This window comes from Rhizobium sp. PDO1-076, from assembly GCF_000247475.1.
In the GTDB taxonomy this organism is placed as follows: domain Bacteria; phylum Pseudomonadota; class Alphaproteobacteria; order Rhizobiales; family Rhizobiaceae; genus Allorhizobium.
Genome location: NZ_AHZC01000310.1, coordinates 13,001 through 39,035 on the forward strand (window position 1 = coordinate 13,001; position 26,035 = coordinate 39,035).

Below are 26,035 nucleotides of genomic sequence, written 5' to 3' on the forward strand. Positions count from 1 at the left end.
GACCAGACGTGCCAACATTTTCTCCCAGCCTCGAAAAAGCGCTGCATCAGGCACTGACCTACGCCAACGAGCGCCATCATGAATATGCGACGCTCGAACATCTGCTTCTGGCGTTGATCGACGATGCCGATGCAGCGGCGGTGATGGGGGCGTGCAACGTCAACCTCGATGCGTTGCGCAAGAATGTCTCCGAATATGTCGACAACGATCTTTCCAACCTGATCACCGGTTATGACGAAGACTCCAAGCCGACGTCCGGCTTCCAGCGCGTCATCCAGCGAGCTGTGATCCATGTCCAGTCCTCCGGTCGCGAAGAAGTGACCGGCGCAAACGTGCTTGTGGCGATCTTCGCCGAGCGCGAGAGCCACGCTGCGTATTTCCTGCAGGAACAGGAAATGACCCGCTATGACGCTGTCAACTATATCTCCCACGGCATCGGCAAGCGCCCGGGCGCTTCCCAGGTTCGCAGCCCGCGTGGTGCCGAGGAAGGCGAGGCCGAGGCCAAGCCCGGTCGCGAGCAGGAAGAGGGCGCGGCCAAAGGCAAGCAGGAGGCTCTGAAGGCTTATTGCGTCAATCTCAATGAGAAGGCCAAGACCGGCAAGATCGATCCGCTGATCGGCCGCCATTCCGAGGTCAACCGGACGATCCAGGTGCTGTGCCGCCGGTCGAAGAATAATCCGCTTTATGTCGGTGATCCCGGCGTCGGCAAGACCGCGATTGCTGAAGGCCTCGCCAAGCGTATCGTCGAAGGCAAGGTGCCGGAAGCGCTGGCGGATGCAACGATCTTCTCGCTCGACATGGGAACGCTGCTCGCCGGTACCCGCTATCGCGGTGACTTCGAGGAGCGTTTGAAGCAGGTCGTCAAGGAACTTGAGGATTATCCGGGCGCCGTGCTGTTCATCGACGAGATCCACACCGTTATCGGTGCCGGTGCAACGTCGGGTGGTGCGATGGATGCTTCGAACCTGTTGAAGCCAGCCCTGTCGTCGGGCGCAATCCGCTGCATCGGGTCGACCACCTACAAGGAATACCGCCAGTTCTTCGAAAAGGACCGGGCACTGGTGCGCCGTTTCCAGAAGATCGACGTCAATGAGCCGTCGATCGATGATGCGATCGAGATCATGAAGGGCCTCAAGCCCTATTTCGAGGACTATCACAAGCTGCGTTACACCAACGAGGCGATCAAGTCGGCTGTCGAACTCTCGGCCCGCTACATCTCCGACCGCAAGCTGCCCGACAAGGCGATCGATGTGATCGACGAGACGGGTGCGGCCCAGATGCTGCTGCCGGCCTCCAAGCGCCGCAAGCTGATCACCGAGAAGGAGATCGAGGTCACCATCGCGACGATGGCCCGCATTCCGCCGAAGACGGTCTCCAAGGATGACGAGATGGTTCTCGCCAATCTGGAGAAGGAACTGCGTTCCGTCGTCTACGGTCAGGATACCGCGATCGAGGCGCTGTCGACCGCGATCAAGCTGGCCCGTGCCGGCCTGCGCGAACCGAACAAGCCGATCGGATCCTACGTCTTCTCGGGCCCGACCGGCGTCGGAAAGACGGAAGTCGCCAAGCAGTTGGCCGCCTCGCTCGGCGTCGAGATGCTGCGCTTCGATATGTCGGAATACATGGAGCGGCACACGGTTTCGCGCCTGCTTGGCGCACCTCCCGGCTATGTCGGCTTCGACCAGGGTGGTCTGCTGACAGACGGCGTCGACCAGCATCCCCATTCGGTCGTGCTGCTTGATGAGATCGAGAAGGCGCATCCGGATATCTACAATATCCTGCTGCAGGTCATGGACCATGGCTCGCTGACCGACCACAACGGCAAGAAGATCGACTTCCGCAACGTCATCCTGATCATGACGACCAACGCGGGCGCGTCCGAAATGGCGAAGTCGGCCATCGGCTTCGGCTCGTCCAAGCGCACCGGCGAAGACGAAGAGGCGATCAACCGCCTGTTCACGCCGGAGTTCCGCAATCGTCTCGATGCGATCATCCCGTTCGCGTCGCTGCCGAGCGAGGTCATTCACAAGGTCGTGCAGAAGTTCGTCATGCAGTTGGAAGCACAGCTGTCGGAGCGCGGCGTGACCTTCGACCTGTCCGAGGCCGCCATCGCCTGGCTGGCAACGCGCGGCTATGATGAAAAGATGGGGGCACGTCCGCTCGGTCGTGTCATCCAGGAGCACATCAAGAAGCCGCTCGCCAACGAGATCCTGTTCGGCAAGCTGAAGAAGGGTGGTCTGGTCAAGGTCGGTGTCAAGACCGATGCCGCCGGTGAGGACATGCTCGATCTGGAGGCCATTTCCGAAGTGGCTCCCGTCAAGCCGAAGCCGGAAGCCGAAGTCGTGGCTGAAAAGTCGGCCAAGGGCAGGAAAAAGCCGGCGACCAAGGCTGTGGTCGCTGAGGAAGATGGCGATACCGCCGTGATCGAAGCACCGAAGCCGGCAAAGCGCAGCGCCGTGCCGAAGGTGCCGAAGAAGAAATAAGCGTCACGTCACGCTGGACGAACCGGTGCCGGGCAATGCCCGGCACTTCTTTTTGCCGCATCGGAACAGTGCATGTCTTCGGTTTCCTCTGACCTATCCCAGACCCGCTGGTTTCTTGCCGGAATGCGTGGCCTTTTCAGCCTCCCTGCCATCATCCTGATGGTCTCTTTCGTCGGCTTTTCAGCCTTTGCGCTGGAATCCGGCATCAGTCGTTCCGAGGCGATGTTCATGACGGCGATGGTCTGGGCGCTGCCGGCCAAGATGATCCTGATCGGTACGGTGACCAGTGGCGCCAATCTTCTGGCCGTGTTTCTCGCGGTCTCGCTGTCCTCGATCCGCCTCATGCCGATGGTGGCCTCGCTGGTGCCGGAAATGCGCACGTCGCGCACGCCCACATGGCTTTTGTTGGTGCTGTCGCATTTCGTCGCGATCACCGCCTGGGTCTTTGCCATGGGCCGCTTCAAGGATGTGCCGCGTGAGGGACGGGTTGCCTTCTTTGCCGGTTTTGGCATCACGCTGGTAACGGTCAACACAGCTCTGGTTGGCGTCTGCTATGGCTTGGTTGCCGCCTTTCCGCCCGTTGTCGCGGCCGTGCTGTTTTTCCTCACGCCCGTCTATTTCATCGCGTCGATCTGGGCGACCGGACGTCAGTCCGTCGTCAAGATCGCCTTCGTCATCGGCGTCGTCTCCGGACCGTTGCTGGCATTGCTGGTACCGGGTTTCGACATCCTGATCGCCGGACTGGGCGGTGGTACCCTGGCCTATCTGATCGATCGCTATCTGGTGCGTAGCGAAAAGCCCGTACCGATACCGGACGCGGCGACGGAAGAGGTGATCTGATGGCGGATTACGGTTTATATCTTGTGATCATCGTGGCCGGTTGGCTTGCTACCGACATGTGGCGCTGGCTCGGCGTTATTGCCGGCAATCGGCTGCAGGAGGGGTCGGAAGCGCTGGCCTGGGTGAGAGCGGTGGCAACTGCGCTGGTGATGGCGGTTACGGCGAAGCTGATCGTCTTCCCGGCCGGAACGCTTGAAAGCTCGCCTCTATGGCTGCGGCTGACCGCAGCCGGTCTTGGATTTGCAGCGTTTCTGCTGCTTGGCCAGCGCGTCATCGTCGGTGTGCTCGTGCCGCTGGCGATCCTGGCGGCCGGGTTGCTTTGGCTGTAGGCCATCGCCTGATCTGATCCGAGAAACGGAATACCCCCGGTGACGCGGGCATTCCGGACTGACTTCGGTCGGAGGGGCTAGAGAACTGCCTTGATCTTCTCGGCATTGGCCTTCAGCACTTCGATATCCTCCATGCCGCCGGAATGCGGCTTCAACGGCAGGCCGTCATGGCGCGGGATGACGTGGAAATGCAGGTGGAAGACGGTCTGGCCTGCGGCCGGCTCGTTGAACTGCGCCACAAAGACCCCGTCGGCGTCGAAGGCTTCCTTGGCGGCCCTGGCAAGTTTCTGCACGACAGGCATCAGCTTGACCAGGACGGCGGGATCGGCGTCGAGCAGGTTGCGCGATCCCTGTTTCGGGATGACCAGAAGATGCCCCGGTGCCTGTGGCATCACATCCATGAAGGCAAGCGTATCGGCGTCTTCATAGAGCTTCACCGAGGGAATGTCGCCCTTCAGGATCTTGGCGAAGATATTGTTCGGGTCGTAGGCGGAAATGCTCATCGTCTGTCTCCTCGATTGTGATGGCAATTAAAGGCAAGCCGTGCGCCGGATCAAGCCGGGCGAGATTTGCCTAACCATCGAATTCTTCGCCGTCGCGCGGTTGCCGGTCACCCTTGCGGAAGGGGGTATGTTCGTCGAGATAGTCGCCCATCTGTTCCACCTCGCGTCGCTCGTGCTCGAGATAGTCGCCGACGGCGCGCCGCAGCCCGGCATGGGCAATGAAATGGGCGGATTGGGTGACGACCGGCTGGTATCCGCGCGCCAACTTGTGTTCCCCTTGCGCACCGGCCTCAACGCGCGCCAGCCCCTTGGCGAGGGCAAAATCGATCGCCTGATGATAGCAGACCTCGAAATGCAGATAGGGATGGTCTTCGATGCAGCCCCAATGACGGCCGTAGAGCGCGTCCGCGCCGATGAAATTGATCGCACCGGCGATATAGCGGCCTTCGCGCTTGGCCATCACCAGCAAGACGTCGTCGGCCATGCGTTCGCCGATCAGCGAATAGAAATCACGGGTCAGGTAGGGACGCCCCCATTTGCGGCTGCCGGTATCCATGTAGAAGGCGAAGAACTGATCCCAGATTTCCTCGGTCAGATCCTTGCCGGTCAACCAGTCGATCGTGATGCCGTTTGCCAGAGCATTGCGGCGCTCCTTGCGCAGGTTCTTGCGCTTGGAAGACGACAGCTCAGCCAGAAAGGCCTCGTGGTCCCGGTAGCCCTTGTTGAGGAAGTGGAATTGCTGGTCCATGCGATGCAGAAATCCAGCATCCGTAAGGGAAGAAAGCTCGTCATGCGGAATGAATGTCACATGCGCCGAGGACAGGCCGAGCTCCGATGTCACCTGCCTGAGGCCCTGCGCCAGCAGTGCTGAAACACGGCCGTTGTCTTGTCCCTCGCGCACCAGAAGTCGCGGGCCTGTGGCAGGCGTGAAAGGGGTGCATGCCTGGAGCTTGGGGTAGTAATTTCCCCCGGCGCGCCGGAAGGCATCGGCCCAGCTGTGGTCGAAGACATACTCCCCCTGGCTGTGGCTTTTCAGATAGCAGGGAATTGCCCCGACAAGCTCGTCGTCTTCCTCGAGCAACAGGTGGTGACCGAGCCAGCCGGTTTCGGCGACTGCGGAGCCGGACTCCTCCAGCGACGACAGGAAGGCATGCGAGCTGAAGGGATTGTAGTTTGGTCCGGAGCGCGAGGCCCCGGACAGTTTTGCCCATTTCGCCGGATCAATCTCCGAGAAGGAACGGACTATGCGGATCGTCACCTCGTCTGCCATGGATCTCCCGTCAGGCAATCGCCGGCGAGGTCCGCGGGTCGAAGCCTTCGAATGTCATCTGATCAGCATATGTATAGGTCTGCGTCCGCATGATTTCATCCCTGACGGTCCAGGTAATTACCGGAGTCCCTCTTTCACGCTGGCCCGAAATGAAGCTGTTAGGCAGATGCGCGACCGCATAGGAGACAAAGTCGAGCCCGAGCGACATGGCCTCTTCATGTGCTTCGAACTGCTCCGGTCGTGCCCCTTCGGCAGTCAGGCCAACCGGGTAGGGGCATTCGACGGCCTTCAGGGCGCGCAGCAGGTGATAGTCGAAGCTCATCAGCGCCACTTTGCCCTGATAGCCCTCCAGAACCTCCAGCACGCTTTCGACGAAGCCATCGTCCTGCTCCGCATCGATGCCCTTCAGTTCGATCACCAGAGGTACGCGACCCTTCACCAGATCCAGCATCTTTTTCAATGTCGGGATCCGATCGGCCGTGCCACCGATCGACATCATGCCCAGTTCGCCGGCGGTACGCTCGCGAACCTCGCCCGCAAGGCTGCACAGCCGCTGCAGGTCATGGTCGTGAAAAACCATCGGCACGCTGTCGGACGACAGCTGGATATCGCATTCGATGGCAAACCCAGCCTCGATCGCCCGTGAAAACGCCGAAAGCGTATTTTCCCAGACCGCCTTGTTCATGTCGTGAAAGCCGCGATGAGCGACCGGAACATCCTTGATCCAGTCTGCACTCACAGCTTGATCTCCAGGATGGCATCGATCTCGACGGCAGCATTGAGCGGCAGCGACGCCATGCCAACGGCAGCGCGCGCATGTTTGCCGGCTTCGCCGAGAACCTTGGCAATCAGGTTCGATGCGCCGTTGATCACCAGATGCTGTTCGACAAAGCCCGGCGCCGAGGCAACGAAGCCGTTCAGCTTGATCACGCGGGTGATGCGCGACAGGTCTCCGGCAAGCGCAGCGCTTGCCTGGGCCAGGATATTGATGGCGCAGAGTTCGGCGGCGCGCTGGGCGTCGGCCAGCACGACATCGGCACCGACCAGGCCGGTGACCGCAATTTTGCCGCCTTCAATGGGTAGCTGGCCCGACAGATAAAGCAGATTGCCGCTGATCACATAAGGCACATAGTTGGCCGCTGGAGCGGCTGCCTCGGGTAGGGTGATTCCCAATGCCTGGAGGCGGCTGTCGATGGTGTCGGACATGTGAATTTCCCGGTCTTGTTGATAAACAGTGAGAAAGAGAACGCGGACAAAAGCATGTCTCGCTTTTGCCGAATGTGTTCTTATAACATCGATGGCGAGTCCAACAGGAGGTGATCGATGTTTCGTTCGCGCATGGCCCTTGTCGCCACAGCTACCCTTGTTTCCGGGATGGGGCTTGGCCCCGTGCAAGCTGCGGGCGTGATCGGTTTGGCACCACATCGTGCCATCTACGATGTCGTGCTGAAGGAAGCCTCAGACCGCTCCGGCATTGAAAGCGTGCGCGGGCGGATGGTCTATGAGTTCAACGGCTCGACCTGCAAGGGCTACAATACCCAGTTCCGGTTCGTCACCCGCATCGATGTCGGCGACGGTGTCCGCGTCACCGATCAGCGAAGCTCGACCTTCGAGGATGTGGCGGGCGGCAAGTTCCGCTTCGACAACAAGTCCTTCACCGACGACCAGCTCGACAAGGATGTCACCGGTGCGGCTTCCGACACCGACGGCAAGGTCAAGATCGAACTGACCGGCCCCGACAAGCGCGCCGTCGAACTGGCAGACAGCCGTTTTCCCGCCGAGCACATGCTGGAAGTGATTGCCCTGGCACGCAAAGGCCAGCGCGTGTTCGAATCACGCATCTTCGATGGTTCCGAAGACGGCGACCAGACGTTCCTGACGACCACTGTCGTCGGCGCAGCGCAAAAGGCGACCGGCGCTGATCCCGAGGTGAAAGCCGTCGCGCCATTGGCCGGTGCCGACTACTGGCCGGTCTCGATTGCCTATTTCGACGAAAAGGCGAAGGGCGACCAGCTGCCGATCTACAGTCAGTCCTTCAAGCTTTACGACAATGGCGTCACCCGTGACCTGACCCTGGACTATGGCGACTTCATTCTGTCGGGAAAGCTGACCAAGCTGGAACTGCTCGGCAAGACGGATGGTGACTGTAAATAGGACGCGAAACGCGGCTGCTGTTGAAGTTTTCCGCCGATAGTGCTTGATTTTCACCGTCTGCCCCTGTATGGGCGGCTTCATTCCACACGTAAGGCTTGGGATTGTCCGGGAGAAATCCGGATGGTTCCGCCCGGTGGCATCTTCGAAGAGGATGCTGTTCGCCTTGCGGAGGTTCAACCGGAAAAGGATAACTAGGCATGGCATTGCCCGATTTCTCTATGCGTCAGCTTCTCGAAGCTGGCATTCACTTCGGCCACCAGACACACCGCTGGAACCCGAAGATGAAGCCGTACATCTTCGGCGATCGTAACAACATCCACATCATCGACCTGGCTCAGACTGTACCGATGCTGTCGCGCGCCCTGCAGGTCGTGTCCGACACTGTTGCTCGCGGCGGTCGCGTTCTGTTCGTCGGCACCAAGCGCCAGGCGTCGGAAATCATCGCTGACAGCGCCAAGCGTTCGGCCCAGTACTACGTCAACTCCCGCTGGCTCGGCGGCATGATGACCAACTGGAAGACCATTTCGAACTCGATCGCTCGTCTGCGCAAGCTTGATGAAATTCTCGCTTCGGACGCTTCCGGCTATTCCAAGAAGGAACGCCTGAACCTCGAGCGCGAACGCGAAAAGCTCGACAAGGCCCTCGGCGGTATCAAGGACATGGGCGGCACGCCGGACCTGATGTTCATCATTGACACCAACAAGGAAAAGATCGCGATCGACGAAGCCAAGCGCCTCGGCATCCCGGTTGTTGCCGTGATCGACTCGAACTGCGATCCGGACCTGATCGACTACGCGATCCCGGGCAATGACGACGCTTCGCGCGCCATCGCTCTGTACTGCGACCTGATCGCACGCGCCGCCATCGACGGCATCGCTCGCCAGCAGGGCGCGTCGGGTCGTGATATCGGCGCTTCTGCCGAAACCCCGATCGAGCCGGCTCTGGAAGCTGAATCCGAAGCCTGATGCTTCACGCGGCGGATTTGCGTCTGCCGCGACTTCCCGAACAGGGAACTGCCGCCCGTCAGCTCGCATGAGCAGCGGGCGGCTTCCGTTCTTCCGCCGATCTGCTCTCTGCGTGAGGGCAGGGCACAGAAGACGGCAGATTGTTTCCGTGGTGACCCGCTTCATCACGTTGTCACACTTCCGGGTACATTTCGTCCCCCAAACAGGGTGCAGTCCATGAGTCCCGCGGATGATTGGTGCACCGCCTGAACAGACAAGAGGCACACAATGGCTGAAATCACTGCAGCACTGGTAAAGGAACTGCGCGAAAAGTCCGGCGCAGGCATGATGGATTGCAAGAAGGCTCTGATCGAGAACAACGGCGACGTCGAAGCCTCGATCGACTGGCTGCGCGCCAAGGGCATCTCCAAGGCCGACAAGAAGTCCGGCCGCACGGCTGCTGAAGGCCTGGTCGCCATTGCTGGCGCCGGCCACAAGGCTGTCATCGTCGAGCTGAATTCGGAAACCGACTTCGTTGCCCGCAACGATGCCTTCCAGGACCTCGTCCGCGGCATTGCCAACGTTGCCCTGTCGACCGACGGTTCGGTTGAAGCCATTTCGGCTGCGACTTATCCGGTTTCCGGCAAGCCGGTTGCCGATACAATCAAGGATGCGATCGCGACCATCGGCGAGAATATGACGCTCCGTCGTGCGGCCAAGCTTGAAGTTGCACATGGCGTTGTCGCCACATACGTGCACAACGCTGCCGGCGACGGCATCGGCAAGCTCGGCGTCCTGGTTGCGCTGAAGTCGGAAGGCGACAAGGCCGTTCTGACCTCGATCGGCCGCCAGGTTGCCATGCACATTGCTGCGACCAACCCGCTTGCCATCCGCGCTGAGGAAGTCGATGCGACTGTCGCCGAGCGCGAACGCAACGTCTTCATCGAGCAGGCTCGCGAATCCGGCAAGCCGGAAGCGATCATCGAAAAGATGGTTGAAGGCCGCATGCGCAAGTTCTTCGAAGAAGTGGCCCTTCTGTCGCAGGCTTTCGTCATCAACCCCGACCTGACGGTTGGCGACGCGATCAAGGCAGCCGAAAAGGAAGCCGGCGCATCGATCGAAGTCACCGGCATGGCACGTCTTCTCCTCGGCGAAGGCGTCGAGAAGGAAGAAAGCGACTTCGCTGCCGAAGTTGCTGCTGTCGCCAAGGGCTGATTGTAAACACGCTCCTTCTTTAGGGAAAACATCGGGCATCGCGTGACAACGCGGTGCCCTTCGTGTATCCGGCTCAGAGTTGAATTCGGGAGCTTCCATGACTGCCAAACCACTGTTCAAACGCGTTCTCCTGAAGTGCTCCGGCGAAGCCCTGATGGGCAGCCAGGGATTCGGGATCGATGTTGCGGTCGCCGACCGCATCGCGGGTGATATTGCCGAAGCCCGCAACATGGGCGTCGAAGTGGGTATTGTCGTCGGCGGCGGCAACATTTTCCGCGGCGTGGCCGTTGCTTCCAAGGGCGGCGACCGGGTCACCGGCGACCACATGGGCATGCTCGCAACGGTGATCAACGCTCTGGCGCTGGCGACCTCGTTGCGCAAGCTGAATATCGACACTGTTGTCCTGTCGGCGATTGCCATGCCGGAGATCTGCGAGAGCTTTTCCCAGCGCGTCGCAATTCATCATCTGTCCCAGGGGCGCGTGGTGATCTTCGCCGGCGGCACCGGCAATCCGTTCTTCACCACCGATTCCGCCGCCGCTTTGCGCGCCGCCGAAATGGGTGCGCAGGCCATTTTCAAGGGTACACAGGTCGACGGTATCTATTCCGCCGATCCGAAGAAGGACCCGGCGGCCACTCGCTTCGATCGCCTGACCCATGATGAAGTCCTGCAGAAGGGGCTTGCCGTCATGGACGTGGCTGCCGTTGCGCTGGCCCGCGAAAATCATATTCCGATTATCGTCTTTTCCATCCATGAAAAGGGCGGTTTCGGCGAGATCCTTTCGGGTCGTGGTCTGATGACCATCGTCACCGACAATTGAAATGGCCAGGGTGCGCTCTGAGGAGCCGCCGGCCGCAAGACCAATGGGAGAACCATTATGACTGCAGGGGTTGATCTCAACGATCTGAAGCGCCGCATGGACGGCGCCATCAATGCCTTCAAGCACGACATCGCGTCGCTGCGCACAGGCCGTGCCTCGGCCAATATTCTCGATCCGGTGACCGTCGACGCATACGGTTCGCGCGTACCGTTGAACCAGGTGGCCAACGTCACCGTTCCCGAGCCGCGCATGCTTGGCATCTCCGTCTGGGACAAGTCGATGGTCAGCGCCGTCGACCGTGCGATCCGCGAGGCCAATCTCGGCCTGAACCCGATCATGGACGGCCAGAACCTGCGCATTCCCTTGCCGGAATTGAACGAAGAGCGCCGCAAGTCGCTCGTCAAGGTGGCGCATGATTATGCCGAGAAGGCCAAGGTTGCGATCCGCCACGTCCGCCGCGACGGTATGGAAGGCCTGAAGAAGGCCGAGAAGGATGGCACGATCGGCCAGGACGAAAGCCGTTCCAAGTCCGAGAAGGTACAAAAGATGACCGACGACACGATTGTTGACGTCGACCGCTTGCTCGCCGAGAAGGAAAAGGAAATCATGCAGGTATAGGATGCGTTCGCGCATCTGCACCTGTATTGCCGCTTGGACTTGAACCACATGTCGACAGCACAAAATCGCGCCGCTCCGGAGCATGTTGCGATCATCATGGATGGCAACGGCCGCTGGGCCAATGCCCGTGGCTTGCCGAGGGCCCTTGGCCATCGCAAGGGCGTCGAGGCGGTGCGCGAGACGGTGCGTGCCGCGCGTGAGACAGGCATCGGCTTCTTGACTTTGTTTGCCTTTTCCTCCGAGAACTGGCGTCGGCCGGAAGCGGAGGTCAACGAACTTTTTGGCCTGCTGAAGACCTTCATCCGTCGTGACCTTGCGGATTTGAACCGCGGCAATGTTCGTATCCGCATCATCGGTGATCGCGTGCGTCTGCGCGATGACATTCGCGACCTGCTGCTGGAGGCGGAAGATGCCACCGTCGCCAATACCGGCCTCACCCTGGTCATCGCCTTCAACTATGGCGCGCGTGACGAGATTGCGCGGGCCGCGGCCCACCTTGCCGCAGAAGTGCAGGCCGGCCGGCTCAAAGCAGATGAGATCGATGCGCAGAAGCTGAATGACAGCCTCGACACGGCAGGCATTCCCGACCCGGACCTGATCATCCGCACCAGTGGCGAGGAACGGCTGTCGAATTTTCTGCTCTGGCAGGCGGCCTATGCCGAGCTGATGTTCGTGCCGGAATACTGGCCGGATTTCACGCCGGAAATCTTCTATGCGGCACTGGAACGTTACGCGGCACGTGACCGGCGTTTCGGGGGCATTGCACCCGCCGCCGTGGCGATCGGTTCGTGATGGCAAGGATGTCCCGAGAACTGACGCTCCGCATCTATTCCGCCATCGTCATGATCCTGGTTGTGCTGGTTGCAACCTGGTTTGGTGGCATCGCCTTCCGCATTCTGGCTGCTGTCATCGGCCTGCTCGTCTACTACGAGTGGTCCAAAATGACACGCCTTGCCGAACACAACATGCGGGGACATGCGTTCGGCTGGTTTTCGATGGTGCTGATTGCCCTCAACCTTGTTTTCGGCGCGGCAGATCTGAACGTGCCGCTGTTTGCCGGTCTCGTGGTGACTGCTGCGCTGCCTTCTCTTTTCGGGCGCTGGAGCTGGTGGCAGGCCGGCGGCATCTTCTATTCCGGCTTGAGTGCGATTTCCCTGTCGGCGATCCGTGGCGAGGATACGCTGGGTCTGGTCGCCATGCTCTTCGTATTCGTCATCGTCTGGTCGACCGACATTCTCGCCTATTTCGTCGGGCGTGCCATCGGCGGCCCAAAGCTTGCTCCGCGCATCTCGCCCGGCAAGACCTGGTCCGGTGCGATTGGCGGGACCGTTGCTGGCGTGGCCGGTGGCATCGGCGTCGCACTGATGCATTTTCAGGATGTGGGAATTTGGATACCGGCGGTCGCTCTGGTACTGTCTGTTTCGAGCCAGATCGGCGACCTGTTCGAATCTTTTATCAAGCGTCGATTCGGCGTGAAGGACTCCAGCAAGCTGATTCCCGGGCACGGTGGCGTCATGGATCGTGTTGACGGCCTTGTATTTGCCTGTTTTGCAGCATTCTTTCTTGCCATAGGTTTCTCCGCAGGCGGCGGCGGCTCGGTAGTCTCTCTGGGAGCCTTCCTGTTCGGCCTCTGATTATGGCAGATCGGGGCAGGGCTGACGTTTAACCTTTCGCGGCCCTTGGCCGTTTGGAAACGGATCATGGATCACATCACCTCAGTCTTCGGCTTTCTCGGCGGGTATATCCTTCCCTATATCGTCATCCTCTCCCTTCTGGTCTTCATCCATGAGCTTGGGCACTATCTGGCGGGTCGCTGGTCGGGCATTCGTGTCCTGGCATTTTCCGTCGGCTTCGGTCCGGAGTTGATCGGCTTCACCGACAAACATGGAACACGTTGGAAAATATCGGCTATTCCGCTTGGCGGCTATGTTCGGTTCTTTGGCGACGCCGATGCTGCGAGCCGGCCGGACAGCGAGGAACTGACGCAACTGACCGATGAGGAGAAGGCGCAGACGCTCGGTGGTGCCGCATTGTGGAAGCGTGCTGTCACGGTTGCCGCCGGTCCGATCGCCAACTTCATCCTCGCGATCTTCATCTTCGCCGTCATGTTCGCAACCATGGGTAAATCGGTTGCAGACCCGGTCGTTGCCGAATTGAAGCCGGGCAGCGTGGCGGAAGCGGTCGGCGTCAAGCCGGGCGATGTTCTGATCGCCCTGGATGGCCGGCGCATCGAGACCTTCGACGAAGTCGTGCGCTATATCAGCATGCGCCCGGAGCTTCCGGTCAAGGTAACCGTCCGGCGTGCCGAAAGTGAAATCGATTTCGACATGGTGCCGCGGCGCGCGGTGATCGCCGACAGCTTCGGCAACGAGATGGAAGTCGGCCAGATCGGCATTATCACCAATCAAAGTTCCGGCAACTTCCGCGTCGTCGAACTGTCACCGCTCCAGGCTGTCTGGGAGGGCTTTCGCCAGACCGGACACATCATCACGGGAACGTTCGATTATATCGGAAACATGATTGCCGGCCGCATGAATGCCGACCAGTTGGGTGGTCCGGTGCGCGTTGTTCAGGCCTCGGGTGAAATGGCGACGCTGGGCGTTATCGCTCTGTTAAATCTAGCCGCTGTTCTTTCGGTTTCCCTGGGGCTTTTGAATTTGATGCCAGTTCCGGTCCTTGACGGCGGGCATCTGGTTCTCTACGCGATTGAAGCCGTGCGAGGCAGACCAGTCGGTCCTGGTGCGCAGGAAATCGCCTTCCGTATCGGATTGGCAATGATCCTGTCGCTGATGGTTTTTGCGACCTGGAATGACATTAGCCGGTTGATCGGATAAGGCCTGACTTGTATTGCGCGAAAGGATTTGTTTACGCTGTTTCAAACTCGTAGTGGCGATTAGGCCACTGATTGAAATGAAGTAAACAGAAATTAACGTCCGCACTTGCTTGTAGGGTAAAACCCGTTAAAACCACACACGGGCCGGAGTCGGGGTACGGCTGCGGGACAATTGAAGAAGGTAAAGTATACACATGAAGGCTGGTTCAAGATTTTTGAACGCAGTATCGGCGGTCGCGCTGTCTGCTGGTATCGTGTCTTCGGGAGCGGGTGTTGCCGTACTTGTATCGGCTGTAGCAGCCGAGGCCGCAGTGGTTCGTAGTATCGATGTGCGTGGCGCCCAGCGAGTTGGCGCCGAGGCTGTTCGCTCCAACCTGTCGATCAAGACGGGCGAGAGCTTCTCGAACGCCGACATCGATGAATCGGTCAAGCAGCTTTATGCCACCGGCTTTTTCTCGGATGTCCGTATTTCCGTATCCGGCAGCACGCTCGTTGTTACGGTCGTGGAAAACCAGCTGATCAATCAGGTCGTCTTCAACGGCAACCGCAAGATCAAGGACGACAAGCTGGTCGGCCTGGTTCAGACGCAGCCGATGGGTCCGTATAGCGACAGCCTGATTGCGGCTGACATTCAGCGTATCAAGGAAGCTTATGCCGCAATCGGTCGCAGCGACGTCGATGTGACCACGCAGGTGGTCCCGGTCGCCGAAGGCCGTGTCAATCTCGCTTTCGTGATCAACGAAGGTGAGCGCACCAAGATCAGCCAAATCAATTTTGTTGGCAACAACGCCTATTCCGATGGTCGTCTGGCTTCCGTGCTGAACACCAAGGAATCGGGCATGCTGTCCTTCCTGACCCGCAAAGACGTCTATAACGAAGACAAGCTGCGCGCGGACGAAGAAGTGCTACGCCAGTTCTACTACAACCACGGTTATGCCGACTTCCGCGTGATCTCGTCCGAGGCGACGCTGAACGAAGCTGGCAACGAATACGTCATCAACATCACTGTTGATGAAGGTGCCCGCTACAAGTTCGGCAATGTCGCGGTGGAATCCACGGTTGACGGCATCGACGGCAAGGAACTTGAAGGTCTGCTGGAAACCAAGCCGGGCAGCACCTACAGCGCTCGCGACGTGCAGAAGTCGATGGAAGCCATCTCGCGCCGTGTTTCGGCTGCCGGTTATCCCTTCGCACGCGTCGTTCCGCGCGGTGACCGTAACTTCGAAACCAACACCATTGGCGTCACTTACCTGGTCGACCAGGGTGAGCGCGCCTATGTCGAGCGCATCGAGGTTCGTGGCAACACCCGTACCCGTGACTTCGTCATCCGTCGCGAGTTCGACATTTCCGAAGGCGATGCCTTCAACCAGGAAACCATTTCGCGCGCCAAGCGTCGCCTGGAAGCGCTCGGCTTCTTCTCGTCCGTCAACATCTCGACCCAGGCCGGCAGTGCATCTGACCGCGTCATCGTGATTGTCGACGTTCAGGATCAGCCGACCGGTTCGTTTGGTGTCGGCGCCGGTTACTCCGTCGGCGATGGCGGTCTGGTTCTGGAAGCGTCGGTGGAAGAAAAGAACTTCCTCGGTCGTGGTCAGTTCATCCGCGTGGCAGCCGGTGGCGGCTTCGATGATACGCAGACCTACAACTTCTCGTTCACAGAGCCTTATTTCCTCGGTTACCGTCTTGCCGCCGGCTTCGATCTCTTCAAGAGTTCGACCAGCAGCAATTCCAACTACGACTACGAAGAACAGGGCGGCACGATCCGCGTGACCGCGCCGATCACCGAAGATCTGGCAACCACGATCCGCTACACCTACAAGGAACTCGAATACATCAACGATGGTGCTTATGGTGCCGACGGTGTTTCGGGCGGTGGCGACGATCAGCTGGCTGCACCTTATATCGACCTGATCGATGGCAGCCCGTGGAAGCAGTCGATCCTCGGCAACACGTTTGTCTACAACACCGTGGACGACCGGCAGAACCCGCATGATGGCCTGTTTGTCAGCGTCACGCAGGAATATGCAGGCTTGGGCGGTGATTCCGACTTCTACAAGCTCTACGGCCGTGCCCGCATGTACCACACGCTGTCGGATGAATACGACCTGGTCGGTTCGATCGCGGCGTCTGCTGGTCACGTGATGCCGACCAACGGCGATCTGAACGTCTTCGATCAGTTCAAGATCGGCGGCAAGGAAATCCGTGGCTTCGAAAACGACGGTATCGGTCCGCGCATCGGGGGTGACTCGATCGGTGGCACGACTTACTTCGCAGCGTCAGCCGAAGCGACCTTCCCGATGCCGCTCATCCCGCAGGATCTCAACTTCCGCGGCGCAGTGTTCGCAGATGCCGGTACCCTTTATGGTAACGATGTTTCGAACAGTGCAGGCGTCGTTGGTACGGATCTGACGATCCGTGCGTCGGTCGGTGCTGGTATCCTGTGGAATTCGCCTTTCGGTGCCCTGCGCCTTGACTACGCGGTTCCGGTTGCCAAGGAAGACTTCGACGAAGTGCAGGAGTTCCGCTTCAGCATGGCGAACCAGTTCTAAGACTGGCGGTCCAGAACTGCTGACTGAATGACGTTCTGGAGCGTTTTCTGATGGAGCATAATCATTTCTTTCCGCCCCATGCCGGGGTGACGCTTGCAATGCTTGCGGCACACACGGGGGCGGAGTTGCAGAATGCAGAGGCTGGCGAACGGATCGTTGGATCCGTTTCGCCGGTATCTCGTGCCAAGGCGGGCGATGTTTGTTACATCCTGTCACGCCGTAGCAAGGAAGAGTTGAAGACCTGCGAGGCTTCGGCGATCTTCTGCGACAAGGCGCTGCTTTCGCTGATCCCCGATCATATTCCCGTTCTTCTGACCAAAGCTCCGGCCATGGCATTTGCATTGGCAGGCGCGCTGTTTCATCCGTCGGCAATGCGTCCGACGCGCATGAGCAGCGAAACGTTGACGATTTCGCCAGCCGCTTTTGTGGACCCGACCGCGCGCCTTGAGGCGGGCGTCGAAGTTGAGCCGATGGCTGTCATTGGCGCCGATGTCGAGATTGGTGAGGGCACCCGCATTGGTCCTGGTGTCGTCATTGGCCCTGGCGTCCGCATCGGTCGCGATTGTACCATTGCAGCCGGCGCCACCGTTCAGGTCGCCCTGATCGGCAACAATGTCATCATCCACAATGGTGCGCGGATCGGCCAGGACGGCTTCGGTTATGCGCCGGGACCGCGCGGCATGATCAAGATCGTCCAGGTTGGGCGCGTGATTATCCAGGATCATGTCGAGATCGGCGCCAATACGACGATCGATCGTGGGACGATGGATGACACGGTGATCGGTGAAGGCACCAAGATCGACAATCTGGTCCAGATTGGTCACAACGTTCGCATCGGCCGTCACTGCGGTATCGTCAGCCAGGTCGGCATTGCCGGCAGCACGCGCATCGGCGACGGCGTGATGATTGGCGGCGCCTGTGGCGTCAACGGACATATCACGATCGGTGACGGTGCCCAGATCGCGGCGATGAGCGGTGTTCTGTCGGATGTCCCGCCCGGTGAGCGTTATGGCGGTGTTCCGGCCCGCCCAATGAAGGATTATCTGCGCGAGGTGGCCGATACGCTGAGCCGCTACGACGCCCGCGCCAAGGAAAAAGGAACCAGCAATGACTGACATCGCGACCAGCGAATTGGGATCGGCTGATATCCTCGAGATCATGAAGCTTCTGCCCCACCGCTATCCGTTCCTGCTGGTGGACAAGATCATCGAGATCAACGGTGATGATTCCGCCATCGGGATCAAGAACGTGACCGCGAACGAGCCGCATTTCACCGGCCACTTCCCGGATTCGCCGATCATGCCCGGTGTTCTGCTGGTTGAAGGCATGGCCCAGACCGCTGGTGCCATTTGCGCGCGCAAGCAGGGAGAGGGCGGCAACCTCGTCTATTTCATGACCATCGACAATGCCCGATTCCGCAGACCCGTTGTTCCTGGTGACCGCGTTGAGTTCCATGTCGTCAAGCAGAAGCAGCGTGGCAATATCTGGAAATTCCACTGTGAAGCCAAGGTTGATGGCGCCCTTGCAGCGGAAGCCGATATCGGCGCGATGATCATGCGCAAGGATGTGAAATGAGCCACATTGCAGCAAGTGCCGTGATTCACCCGATGGCCGTCGTCGAAAACGGCGCCCGGATCGGTGAAAATGTGCGCATTGGGCCTTTCTGCTATGTCGGTCCGAACGTCATCCTCGGCGATGGCTGTGAACTGCAATCGAACGCTGTGGTCAACGGTCGAACGACGATCGGGAAAAATGCACGGATCTTTTCCTGCGCGGTGATTGGTGGCGAGCCACAGAGCATTCATCACACGGGCGGGGAAACCACGCTCAGTATCGGTGACAACTGCACCATGCGCGAAGGCGTGACGATGAATGCCGGCACGGTCGATGGCGGCGGCAAGACGGTGGTTGGCAGCAACAACCTGTTTCTGGCCAATTCGCATGTTGCGCATGACTGTATACTTGGTGATCACATCATCATGTCCAACAATGTCATGCTTGCCGGTCATGTGAAGATTGAGGATCGCGTCATTCTCGGCGGTGGGGCCGCCGTCCACCAGTTTACCCGCATTGGCCGCCAGGCCTTTATCGGCGGACTGTCGGCGGTTGCCTACGACGTCATTCCTTATGGCATGCTGAATGGCAATCCGGGCATCCTTGGTGGACTGAACGTTGTCGGCATGACCCGGGCAGGCATCGAACGGGCGACAATTCACGTCGTGCGCCGTGCCTTCAAGCAGATTTTCGAAGGCGAGGGCTCTGCGCGCAAGAATGCCGAGGCAATCCGCGACGAGTATCTCGATTGCCCGCAGGCGATTGAAATTCTCGACTTTATCGCGGCGGAAAGCGACCGGGCATTGTCGTCCCCGTTCCGCGGCAAGAGCTGAGGCATGGCACTGGCCGGGGCAACCGAAGGCCGTCTGGCGATCATTGCGGGCAGCGGCAAGCTGCCGCTCTTTCTTGCTGAAGCGGCGCGCGAGGCTGGCGAAAATCCCTTTATTCTGCGGCTCAAGAACGAAGCTGATCCCATCTGGGACGATTTCGATTCGGCAGTTGTCGGTGTGGGCGACATGTCAGGATTGTCGGCTCTCTTCCAGAAACACAAGATCAGCCGCGTCGTGATGTCCGGAGCTGTGAAAAAGCGTCCGTCGCTTGGCGAAATCCATGTGAACTGGAAATCGATCCTGAAATTGCCGATGGCGCTCAGGACGCTGCTCGCCGGTGGCGATGATGCGGTGCTGAAGATGGTTATCTCGCTGATCGAGGCACAAGGTTGCCACGTCATCGGTGCGCACGAGATCTTGCCCGACCTTCTGGCAACGACCGGGCCGATCGGCGGCATCGTACCTTCCAGCGATGACTGGCGCGACATCGAACGCGCAGCGGATGCCGCAGAGACGCTGGGCCGGCTCGATGTCGGCCAGGGTGCGGTCTGTGTCGGTGGACGGATCGTTGCGCTCGAAGGCGTTGAAGGCACGGATGCCATGCTGGCCCGCGTCGCGCGTTTGCGCGGCGAGGGGCGCATCTCGCAACGCCGCAAGGGTGTGTTGGTCAAGCTGTGCAAACCGCAGCAGGACATACGCGCGGATCTGCCGGCCGTCGGTATATCGACGGTGGAGAATGCCCGCGCTGCCGGCCTTGCCGGCATTGCGGTCGAGGCCGGCAGGGCTCTGGTCATCGAACGCGAGGCCATGGTCGCCGCAGCCAATGCGGCTGGCATGTTTGTCATTGGTATCGATCGGGGTCTCAAGGGAGCAGGAGAATGACACCCATGCCCTTGAAGGTCGCTGTGATTGCGGGGGAGGTTTCCGGGGATCTGCTCGGCGGTGACCTGATCGCGGCGCTCAAGGCGCGCCACGCGGGACCGATCGAATTGATCGGCGTCGGTGGCGAGGCGCTGGAGGCCGAGGGCCTGAAATCGCTGTTCGATTTTTCCGAACTGTCGATCATGGGCATCACGCAGGTGCTGGCCAAGCTGCCGCGATTGATCGGCCTGATTTCGAAGACCGCGGATGCCATTGTGGCAGCACAACCCGATATGCTGCTGATCATCGACAGCCCGGATTTTACCCATCGGGTGGCCAAGAAGGTGCGGCAAAAGCTTCCCGACCTGCCGGTGGTCAACTATGTCTGCCCAAGCGTCTGGGCGTGGAAGGAATATCGCGCCACGGCGATGCTGGCTTTTGTCGATGCCGTGCTCGCGGTGCTGCCGTTCGAGCCGGAGGTCATGCGTCGCCTCGGCGGTCCACCCACCCATTTCGTTGGCCATCGGCTGAGCAGCCATCCGGACATCGTCAAGGTGCGCAACGCCCGCAAGCTCAAGCGGCCAACCGCCAAGGGCGATCGGCATACGATCCTGCTCCTTCCCGGATCGCGCGGCAGCGAAATTGCCAGCATGCTGCCGGTCTTCGGCGAGGCGATGCAGGAATTCACTCGTCGCAACGGGCCGACCCGGTTTCTCCTGCCCACCGTCGCCCGTCAGGAGGCGCGGGTGCGCGACATGGTGGCGGGCTGGAGCATCAAGCCGGAGATCCTGATCGGCGATACCGCCAAATGGCAGGCCTTTGCCGAGGCGGATGCCGCGATTGCCACGTCTGGCACGGTGATCCTCGAACTGGCTCTCGCCTATGTGCCTGTCATGTCGACCTACAAGACCGACTGGATCATCAAGATGATCAGCCACCGGATCAAGACTTGGACGGGTGCGCTTCCCAATCTGATCGCCGATTATGCCATCGTGCCGGAATATCTGAACGAAGTCGTGCGTCCGGCCAGCATGGTGCGCTGGGCCGAGCGCCTGTCCGCCGATACGCTGCAGCGCGCAGCGATGCTTGCAGGCTATGACGAGGTTTGGGCTCGCCTGAGCACCGAAATACCGGCCGGTGAGGCCGGTGCTGAAATCCTGATGCGACTGTTGCAGCAGAAAGGCCGGTCGTAACCGGCCAGTCTCGCTTAGTTCCAGGCGGCAAAAGGGTCGGCCATGGTTTCCCAGGCCGTCGGGGTAAAACGGCTCGCAGAGACAAGGCAGGCGTCGAGTTCGGCGCGCAGCCGGACCTCATCCATGGGGTCGGCGCCGATGAAGACGATTTCCTGGCGGCGATCGCCCCATTCCTTGTCGAGATAGGGCGCCATGGCCTTGTGGAAACCCGGATCATCCGGCCAGTTCTGTTTCGGCACCGATGCCCACCAGCGGCCCATGCGGCTGGTGCGCACCAGTGGCCCTGCCTGACTGAGTTCGCCGACATAGTGCGGTCGTGTAGCCAGCCAGAAAAATCCCTTGGCACGAATGACGCCCGGCCAGGACTGGTTGATAAAGGCTTGGAACCGGCCAGGATCGAAGGGCGCGCGGGCGTGATAAACGAAGGAGCGGATGCCGTATTCTTCCGTTTCCGGCACATGATCGCGAAAACCGTGCAATTCCTTGAACCACAGCGGATGCGTCTCGGCCTTGGCCAGATCGAACAATCCGGTCCCGAGAATGTCCTTCGGCAGAACTTCGGCGAAATCGGTTTCGATCACGCGTGCATCGGCATTCAGTCCGGCAATGATCTTTCGCGCGGCGTCGAGTTGATCCGGAGTTGCTGTCCCGACCTTGTTGAGGATGATGACATCGGCAAACTCGATCTGCTCGACGAGCAGATCCACCAGGGTCCGGTTGTCGCCGTCACCTGCGGTCTCGCCCCGGTCGGCGAGGAAGTCGCTGGAAGAATAGTCACGCACGAGATTGGCGGCATCGACGACAGTCACCATCGTGTCCAACTGGGCGATATCGGATAGACTGCGGTCGTTCTCGTCGCGGAAGTCGAAGGTGGTGGCGATCGGCAGCGGTTCGGCAATCCCGGTTGCCTCGATCAGCAGGTGATCGAAACGTCCCTGTTCGGCCAGTGCCCGGACCTCGTTCAAAAGGTCGTCCCGCAGCGTGCAACAGATGCAGCCATTGCTCATCTCGACGAGTTGCTCTTCGGTGCGCGACAATGCCGCATTACCGCCCCGCACCAGCGCCGCATCGATATTCACTTCGCTCATGTCGTTGACGATGACCGCCACGCGCAGGCCGTCGCGATTGGCCAGGACATGGTTGAGCAGGGTTGTCTTGCCGGCGCCGAGAAAGCCGGACAGGACCGTGACGGGAAGCTTTTGCATTTTTCGCTCCAATTAATGTAATAACATTACATATGGTGATGTGAAAAAAGGCGGAACCTCAGCCCCGCCTTCGCCGATCTGGGAGGATCGTCTTATTTCGACAGGCACTCTGCCATTGACGTTGCAAGATTGCGCATCAGTTGCGGATAGAGTTCGGGACCCTCGGTGAGCGCGCCGCCTTCCGGATCCAGCGTGCCGCTCTTGGCATCAGTGCCTTCGGTGACGACAGCGATCAGCTTGGATTCGAACTGCGGTTCGGCGAACACGCAACCGGCCTTGAGTTCGGCAATTTTGGCATGGATCTGCGACAGGCGCTCGGCGCCCGGCATGGTCTCCGGGCTAACCGTGACCGAGCCCGCAACCCGCACCTTGTAGCGCTTCTCGAAATACTGGTAGGCATCGTGGAAGACCACGAAAGGTTTGTCGGCGACGGGTGCCACAGTCGCGGCAATTTCGGCATCCAGCGCATCGATCTCGCTGTCCAGCGCCTTAGCATTCGCCTCATAGAGTGCCTTGTTGTCCGGATCGACCTCAATCAGCGTGCTGGCGATTTCTGCCGCCATCGCCTTGGCATTGGCCGGATCAAGCCACAGATGCATGTCGGTGCCGCCATGCTCCTCATGCTCTTCTGCGGCGTGTTTCTCCCCGGTATGTCCGGCTTCCTTTGCGTGGTCGTGACCTTCCTCGGAATGCGCATGTTCTTCATGCTCGTGCTCGCCATGGTCATGGGCCTCGAAGGCACCGCCCTCGCGGAAGGGCAGCTTCACCAGTCCCGGCGCATCTTCCAGTTCGACGATCTTGGCCTTGGCGGGAAGCGCCTCCAGCGGCTTTTCGAGAAAGGCCTCAAGCCCATGCCCGACCCAGAAGACCACATCGGCATTCTCGAGCGCACGCGCATTGGAAGGCTTGAGACTGTAGGTATGCGGCGAGGCCGCTCCTTCGACGATCAGAGACGGCTCGCCGACGCCCTTCATGATCGAAGCGACGAGCGAATGGATTGGTTTGATCGACACCACGACCTGTGGCGCGGCCAAGGCCAGCGCTGGCGAAAACAGAAGAGTTGCCGTTGTCGCGGCAAGGGCAAGGCGGGTGCGTTTCATGCGGGATGCTCCGATTGAACTCGTTATGTAATACTATTACATTGATTGCGTAATGCTATAACGTGTGGCATAGCTTCACGCAACAGCAAATTTCCGGGAATGTGATGTCCGCATTGAAAAACAATCAGGCCGCACCGCTTGTTTCGCTCAACGGTGCCGGCGTCTATCGCAATGGCCGTTGGCTGGTCAGGGGTGTGGATTTTTCCGTCCGCCCGGGCGAGATCGTCACCTTGATCGGCCCGAACGGATCCGGCAAGTCGACCAGCGCCAAGCTCGCCATCGGCGTCTTGCGTGCCGACGAGGGCAGGGTGGAACGCAAGTCCGGCCTGCGTGTCGGCTACGTGCCGCAGAAACTGGCCGTCGACTGGACCATGCCGCTGACCGTGCGCCGGCTGATGACCCTCACCGGACCTTTGCCAACGGCAGATATCGACGCCGCACTGAATGCCGTTGGTATCGCCCACTTGGCCAACGCAGAGGTGCAGCACCTGTCCGGCGGTGAATTCCAGCGTGCCCTGCTCGCCCGCGCGATCGCCCGCAAGCCCGATATCCTCGTGCTCGACGAACCGGTCCAGGGCGTCGATTTTTCCGGCGAGATTGCGCTCTACGATCTGATCACCTCGATCCGCAATTCCACCGGATGCGGCATCCTGCTGATCTCCCATGACCTGCATGTGGTAATGGCCGAGACCGATACAGTGATCTGCCTGAATGGCCATGTCTGTTGCCGCGGCACCCCGGCCGCCGTCAGCCGCAGCCCGGAATACATGCGGCTCTTCGGTGCCAAGGCCGGCAGCACGCTTGCGGTCTACAGCCATGATCACGACCACACCCATCTGCCCGATGGTCGTGTCCTGCATGGCGATGGTTCCGTGACGGATCATTGCCATCCAGACGACGGTCATCATCATGGTCACGGTGAAGCCCATGACCACGGGCAACACGACCATGGGCACAATGATCACGTTCATGACCACGGCCATAGCCATCACCATTCTGAGCCTGAGGGTGAAAAGTCCGGGCATGAGGAGCACGTCCATGTTCGATGATTTCTTCATCCGGGCCATGCTCGCCGGCATCGGTCTGGCACTCACCACCGGTCCGCTCGGTTGTTTCGTTATCTGGCGCCGCATGGCCTATTTCGGCGATACCATGGCCCATTCCGCCTTGCTCGGCGTGGCGCTGTCGCTGTTCTTCTCGCTCAACCTGATGGTCAGCGTCTTCGTCGTTGCGGCTCTCGTGTCGCTGATCTTGATCGTGCTGCAGAAGCGCCAAGGGCTCTCTGCCGACGCGCTGCTAGGCATTCTCAGCCATGCAACGCTGGCGATCGGCCTGGTCATGGTCGCGTTCATGACCTGGGTCCGCTTCGATCTTATCGCCTTCCTGTTCGGCGACATATTGGCCGTGACGCCGGCGGACGTTGCCTTTGTCTGGATCGGCGGCGTGATCGTGGTGGCTGTCATTGCCTATCTCTGGCGTCCGCTGCTCGCCGCCACGGTGAATGCCGAGCTTGCCGAGGCCGAGGGACTGCAGCCCGAACGGGCGCGTGTCATCTTCATGCTGCTGATGGCGCTGGTGATCGCGATTGCCATGAAAATTGTCGGCATCATGCTGATCACGTCCCTGCTCATCATACCGGCCGCAGCAGCCCGACGCTTTGCAACCACGCCCGAATGGATGGCGGTGATGGCCTCGGTGATCGGTGCTTTTGCCGTGATCATCGGCCTGTTCGGCTCGCTGACCTATGACACACCGTCCGGCCCGTCGATCGTCGTCGCCGCTTTGCTGCTTTTTCTTGTCAGCCTTCTGCCCCGTCCGGGTTCGAAGGCTGCTGACGCCAATTCGCGAGGATGACGATGGCCAAGACCGATCTCACCAAGAACCAGTCTCTGGTGTTTGACGCCCTGTCGGCGTCCGACGGCCCATTGTCTGCCTATACGCTGCTCGACCGGTTGCGCGATCATGGTTTCCGGGCGCCCTTGCAGGTCTACCGCGCACTCGAGAAGCTGGTGGAGTTTGGCATGGTGCACCGCCTTGAAAGCATCAACGCCTTCGTCGCCTGCGCCCATCCGCATGACGGATGCTCAGGCCATGGAACCGTGGCCTTCGTCATCTGCCACAAATGCAGCCGCGTCACCGAGTTTCACGACCACGCGATCGATCACCGCCTTGATGACATCACCAGGGGCATGAAATTCAAGGCCGAGAAGACCACGATCGAGATTCGCGGACTATGCGCCGAATGCGCCTGATCAGGGGAGCAGTCGCAGGTCACGCGCAAAGCGCTGCCAGTTGCGCACATAGTTTTCCGCCGAGCGCCTGAGCCCGGCAATGGCGGTGTCGTCCAGTGTCCGGATAACCCGGGCCGGCGAACCGACGATCAGGGAATTGTCCGGAAACTGTTTTCCCTCGGTGACCAGCGCATTGGCGCCAACCAGGCAATTGTTGCCGATGCGGGCGCCGTTCAATACCGTTGCGCCCATGCCGACCAGGGAATTGTTGCCGATCGTGCAGCCATGAATGATGGCGTGGTGGCCGATGGTGCAGCCTTCGCCGATGGTGGCGGGAAAGCCGATATCCGTGTGCACCATTGTGCCTTCCTGGATATTGCTGCCGGGGCCGATCACGATAGGATCATTGTCGCCGCGCAGCACGACCCCGAACCAGATTCCGACATCTTCACCCAGCGTCACATCGCCGATAACATGGGCGTCCGGCGCGATCCAGAAATGCT

At 60.0% G+C, this 26,035-nt stretch carries 27 protein-coding genes; 20 read left to right on the plus strand and 7 right to left on the minus strand.

Translation table 11 applies throughout. The annotated features are described in order from the left end of the window. Positions 1-8 precede the first annotated feature (8 nt). The 3 genes from clpA (at position 9) to PDO_RS15680 (ending at position 3,652) form a co-directional block, all read left to right on the plus strand. Positions 9-2,483: an ATP-dependent Clp protease ATP-binding subunit ClpA gene (gene clpA / locus PDO_RS15670; protein WP_007603784.1), complete on the plus strand. Its 2,475-nt coding sequence runs from the start codon at positions 9-11 to the stop codon at positions 2,481-2,483. A gap of 72 nt (positions 2,484-2,555) precedes the next feature. Beyond that, positions 2,556-3,323, plus strand: a complete 768-nt coding sequence (locus PDO_RS15675; RefSeq protein WP_007603785.1) for an AzlC family ABC transporter permease — start codon at positions 2,556-2,558, stop codon at positions 3,321-3,323. Then, complete coding sequence (locus PDO_RS15680; protein ID WP_007603786.1) at positions 3,323-3,652, plus strand: AzlD domain-containing protein; 330 nt, start codon at positions 3,323-3,325, stop codon at positions 3,650-3,652. The genes PDO_RS15675 and PDO_RS15680 overlap by 1 nt, the downstream gene beginning before the upstream one ends. A gap of 77 nt (positions 3,653-3,729) precedes the next feature. Here PDO_RS15680 and PDO_RS15685 read toward each other — a convergent pair whose 3' ends face one another. The 4 genes from PDO_RS15685 to PDO_RS15700 all read right to left on the minus strand — a co-directional run bounded on the left by PDO_RS15685 (position 3,730) and on the right by PDO_RS15700 (position 6,631). After that, the gene (locus PDO_RS15685) at positions 3,730-4,155 is read right to left on the minus strand and encodes an HIT family protein (protein WP_007603787.1); all 426 of its coding nucleotides are present in this window, start codon (positions 4,153-4,155) and stop codon (positions 3,730-3,732) included. A 70-nt stretch (positions 4,156-4,225) separates the two neighbouring features. Beyond that, the gene (locus tag PDO_RS15690) at positions 4,226-5,425 is read right to left on the minus strand and encodes a GNAT family N-acetyltransferase (RefSeq protein WP_007603788.1); all 1,200 of its coding nucleotides are present in this window, start codon (positions 5,423-5,425) and stop codon (positions 4,226-4,228) included. A gap of 10 nt (positions 5,426-5,435) precedes the next feature. Continuing rightward, positions 5,436-6,164, minus strand: coding sequence for a glycerophosphodiester phosphodiesterase (locus PDO_RS15695; protein WP_007603789.1), 729 nt, complete (start codon positions 6,162-6,164; stop codon positions 5,436-5,438). After that, a complete protein-coding gene (locus PDO_RS15700; protein WP_007603790.1) occupies positions 6,161-6,631 on the minus strand; it encodes a RidA family protein in 471 nt (156 codons plus the stop codon). The genes PDO_RS15695 and PDO_RS15700 overlap by 4 nt, the downstream gene beginning before the upstream one ends. A gap of 117 nt (positions 6,632-6,748) precedes the next feature. Here PDO_RS15700 and PDO_RS15705 point away from each other — a divergent pair, with 117 nt between their 5' ends. From PDO_RS15705 to lpxB, 14 genes are all read left to right on the plus strand, one after another. After that, a complete protein-coding gene (locus tag PDO_RS15705) occupies positions 6,749-7,579 on the plus strand; it encodes a cell envelope integrity EipB family protein (protein ID WP_007603791.1) in 831 nt (276 codons plus the stop codon). A 197-nt stretch (positions 7,580-7,776) separates the two neighbouring features. Next, the gene (gene rpsB / locus PDO_RS15710) at positions 7,777-8,544 is read left to right on the plus strand and encodes a 30S ribosomal protein S2 (protein WP_007603793.1); all 768 of its coding nucleotides are present in this window, start codon (positions 7,777-7,779) and stop codon (positions 8,542-8,544) included. A 267-nt stretch (positions 8,545-8,811) separates the two neighbouring features. Then, on the plus strand, positions 8,812-9,738 hold the full coding sequence (gene tsf, locus PDO_RS15715; RefSeq protein WP_007603796.1) for a translation elongation factor Ts: 927 nt from the start codon (positions 8,812-8,814) through the stop codon (positions 9,736-9,738). Positions 9,739-9,835: 97 nt separating this feature from the next. After that, entirely contained in the window at positions 9,836-10,558 is a 723-nt protein-coding gene (pyrH, locus tag PDO_RS15720) for a UMP kinase (RefSeq protein ID WP_007603798.1), read from the plus strand. A gap of 57 nt (positions 10,559-10,615) precedes the next feature. Next, positions 10,616-11,176, plus strand: coding sequence for a ribosome recycling factor (gene frr / locus PDO_RS15725; RefSeq protein ID WP_007603800.1), 561 nt, complete (start codon positions 10,616-10,618; stop codon positions 11,174-11,176). A gap of 48 nt (positions 11,177-11,224) precedes the next feature. After that, complete coding sequence (locus PDO_RS15730; RefSeq protein ID WP_007603808.1) at positions 11,225-11,968, plus strand: isoprenyl transferase; 744 nt, start codon at positions 11,225-11,227, stop codon at positions 11,966-11,968. An 8-nt stretch (positions 11,969-11,976) separates the two neighbouring features. Continuing rightward, on the plus strand, positions 11,977-12,810 hold the full coding sequence (locus PDO_RS15735; RefSeq protein ID WP_037074402.1) for a phosphatidate cytidylyltransferase: 834 nt from the start codon (positions 11,977-11,979) through the stop codon (positions 12,808-12,810). Positions 12,811-12,876: 66 nt separating this feature from the next. Then, positions 12,877-14,010 (plus strand): RIP metalloprotease RseP, encoded by a 1,134-nt coding sequence (rseP, locus tag PDO_RS15740; RefSeq protein WP_007603818.1) that lies wholly within the window; start codon positions 12,877-12,879, stop codon positions 14,008-14,010. A 193-nt stretch (positions 14,011-14,203) separates the two neighbouring features. Further along, positions 14,204-16,558 (plus strand): outer membrane protein assembly factor BamA, encoded by a 2,355-nt coding sequence (bamA, locus tag PDO_RS15745; protein WP_007603820.1) that lies wholly within the window; start codon positions 14,204-14,206, stop codon positions 16,556-16,558. Between the two features lie 50 nt (positions 16,559-16,608). Continuing rightward, positions 16,609-17,673, plus strand: a complete 1,065-nt coding sequence (gene lpxD / locus PDO_RS15750; RefSeq protein ID WP_007603822.1) for a UDP-3-O-(3-hydroxymyristoyl)glucosamine N-acyltransferase — start codon at positions 16,609-16,611, stop codon at positions 17,671-17,673. Next, the gene (gene fabZ / locus PDO_RS15755; RefSeq protein WP_007603824.1) at positions 17,666-18,133 is read left to right on the plus strand and encodes a 3-hydroxyacyl-ACP dehydratase FabZ; all 468 of its coding nucleotides are present in this window, start codon (positions 17,666-17,668) and stop codon (positions 18,131-18,133) included. The genes lpxD and fabZ overlap by 8 nt, the downstream gene beginning before the upstream one ends. Continuing rightward, entirely contained in the window at positions 18,130-18,945 is an 816-nt protein-coding gene (gene lpxA / locus PDO_RS15760) for an acyl-ACP--UDP-N-acetylglucosamine O-acyltransferase (protein ID WP_007603826.1), read from the plus strand. The genes fabZ and lpxA overlap by 4 nt, the downstream gene beginning before the upstream one ends. Before the next feature lie 3 nt (positions 18,946-18,948). Continuing rightward, positions 18,949-19,824, plus strand: a complete 876-nt coding sequence (locus PDO_RS15765) for an LpxI family protein (protein WP_007603828.1) — start codon at positions 18,949-18,951, stop codon at positions 19,822-19,824. Next, complete coding sequence (lpxB, locus tag PDO_RS15770; RefSeq protein WP_037074406.1) at positions 19,821-20,996, plus strand: lipid-A-disaccharide synthase; 1,176 nt, start codon at positions 19,821-19,823, stop codon at positions 20,994-20,996. Before PDO_RS15765 ends, lpxB begins: the two co-directional genes overlap by 4 nt. A 14-nt stretch (positions 20,997-21,010) precedes the next feature. Here lpxB and PDO_RS15775 read toward each other — a convergent pair whose 3' ends face one another. Next, the gene (locus PDO_RS15775) at positions 21,011-22,201 is read right to left on the minus strand and encodes a GTP-binding protein (protein WP_007603832.1); all 1,191 of its coding nucleotides are present in this window, start codon (positions 22,199-22,201) and stop codon (positions 21,011-21,013) included. 92 nt (positions 22,202-22,293) lie between these two features. Further along, positions 22,294-23,301, minus strand: a complete 1,008-nt coding sequence (gene znuA / locus PDO_RS15780; protein ID WP_007603834.1) for a zinc ABC transporter substrate-binding protein ZnuA — start codon at positions 23,299-23,301, stop codon at positions 22,294-22,296. A gap of 104 nt (positions 23,302-23,405) precedes the next feature. Here znuA and PDO_RS15785 point away from each other — a divergent pair, with 104 nt between their 5' ends. From PDO_RS15785 to PDO_RS15795, 3 genes are read left to right on the plus strand one after another with little or no spacing between them, the layout of a single operon-like run. Next, entirely contained in the window at positions 23,406-24,350 is a 945-nt protein-coding gene (locus PDO_RS15785) for an ATP-binding cassette domain-containing protein (protein ID WP_007603837.1), read from the plus strand. Next, positions 24,340-25,155, plus strand: coding sequence for a zinc ABC transporter permease subunit ZnuB (gene znuB, locus PDO_RS15790; RefSeq protein WP_007603839.1), 816 nt, complete (start codon positions 24,340-24,342; stop codon positions 25,153-25,155). Before PDO_RS15785 ends, znuB begins: the two co-directional genes overlap by 11 nt. A gap of 2 nt (positions 25,156-25,157) precedes the next feature. Continuing rightward, positions 25,158-25,553 carry a Fur family transcriptional regulator gene (locus tag PDO_RS15795; RefSeq protein ID WP_007603842.1) on the plus strand — a complete coding sequence of 132 codons (396 nt, stop codon included), beginning with the start codon at positions 25,158-25,160 and terminating at the stop codon, positions 25,551-25,553. On the opposite strand, the gene PDO_RS15800 is transcribed toward PDO_RS15795, so the two are convergent. Continuing rightward, positions 25,554-26,035: gamma carbonic anhydrase family protein (locus tag PDO_RS15800; RefSeq protein WP_007603844.1), on the minus strand; the 482-nt coding region annotated here is incomplete at its 5' end.

Excerpts from the sequence above, each read along its gene's own strand:
- pyrH (WP_007603798.1), top strand. The coding sequence starts at position 9,836 with ATGACTGCCAAACCACTGTTCAAACGCGTTCTCCTGAAGTGCTCCGGC.
- znuB (WP_007603839.1), top strand. The coding sequence starts at position 24,340 with ATGTTCGATGATTTCTTCATCCGGGCCATGCTCGCCGGCATCGGTCTG.
- rseP (WP_007603818.1), top strand. The coding sequence starts at position 12,877 with ATGGATCACATCACCTCAGTCTTCGGCTTTCTCGGCGGGTATATCCTT.
- frr (WP_007603800.1), top strand. The coding sequence starts at position 10,616 with ATGACTGCAGGGGTTGATCTCAACGATCTGAAGCGCCGCATGGACGGC.
- bamA (WP_007603820.1), top strand. The coding sequence starts at position 14,204 with ATGAAGGCTGGTTCAAGATTTTTGAACGCAGTATCGGCGGTCGCGCTG.
- PDO_RS15775 (WP_007603832.1), bottom strand. The coding sequence starts at position 22,201 with ATGCAAAAGCTTCCCGTCACGGTCCTGTCCGGCTTTCTCGGCGCCGGC.
- rpsB (WP_007603793.1), top strand. The coding sequence starts at position 7,777 with ATGGCATTGCCCGATTTCTCTATGCGTCAGCTTCTCGAAGCTGGCATT.
- lpxD (WP_007603822.1), top strand. The coding sequence starts at position 16,609 with ATGGAGCATAATCATTTCTTTCCGCCCCATGCCGGGGTGACGCTTGCA.
- PDO_RS15765 (WP_007603828.1), top strand. The coding sequence starts at position 18,949 with ATGGCACTGGCCGGGGCAACCGAAGGCCGTCTGGCGATCATTGCGGGC.
- PDO_RS15785 (WP_007603837.1), top strand. The coding sequence starts at position 23,406 with ATGTCCGCATTGAAAAACAATCAGGCCGCACCGCTTGTTTCGCTCAAC.
- lpxA (WP_007603826.1), top strand. The coding sequence starts at position 18,130 with ATGAGCCACATTGCAGCAAGTGCCGTGATTCACCCGATGGCCGTCGTC.
- tsf (WP_007603796.1), top strand. The coding sequence starts at position 8,812 with ATGGCTGAAATCACTGCAGCACTGGTAAAGGAACTGCGCGAAAAGTCC.
- PDO_RS15735 (WP_037074402.1), top strand. The coding sequence starts at position 11,977 with ATGTCCCGAGAACTGACGCTCCGCATCTATTCCGCCATCGTCATGATC.
- PDO_RS15700 (WP_007603790.1), bottom strand. The coding sequence starts at position 6,631 with ATGTCCGACACCATCGACAGCCGCCTCCAGGCATTGGGAATCACCCTA.
- znuA (WP_007603834.1), bottom strand. The coding sequence starts at position 23,301 with ATGAAACGCACCCGCCTTGCCCTTGCCGCGACAACGGCAACTCTTCTG.
- PDO_RS15690 (WP_007603788.1), bottom strand. The coding sequence starts at position 5,425 with ATGGCAGACGAGGTGACGATCCGCATAGTCCGTTCCTTCTCGGAGATT.
- PDO_RS15680 (WP_007603786.1), top strand. The coding sequence starts at position 3,323 with ATGGCGGATTACGGTTTATATCTTGTGATCATCGTGGCCGGTTGGCTT.
- PDO_RS15685 (WP_007603787.1), bottom strand. The coding sequence starts at position 4,155 with ATGAGCATTTCCGCCTACGACCCGAACAATATCTTCGCCAAGATCCTG.
- lpxB (WP_037074406.1), top strand. The coding sequence starts at position 19,821 with ATGACACCCATGCCCTTGAAGGTCGCTGTGATTGCGGGGGAGGTTTCC.
- PDO_RS15705 (WP_007603791.1), top strand. The coding sequence starts at position 6,749 with ATGTTTCGTTCGCGCATGGCCCTTGTCGCCACAGCTACCCTTGTTTCC.
- PDO_RS15730 (WP_007603808.1), top strand. The coding sequence starts at position 11,225 with ATGTCGACAGCACAAAATCGCGCCGCTCCGGAGCATGTTGCGATCATC.
- PDO_RS15675 (WP_007603785.1), top strand. The coding sequence starts at position 2,556 with ATGTCTTCGGTTTCCTCTGACCTATCCCAGACCCGCTGGTTTCTTGCC.
- PDO_RS15795 (WP_007603842.1), top strand. The coding sequence starts at position 25,158 with ATGGCCAAGACCGATCTCACCAAGAACCAGTCTCTGGTGTTTGACGCC.
- fabZ (WP_007603824.1), top strand. The coding sequence starts at position 17,666 with ATGACTGACATCGCGACCAGCGAATTGGGATCGGCTGATATCCTCGAG.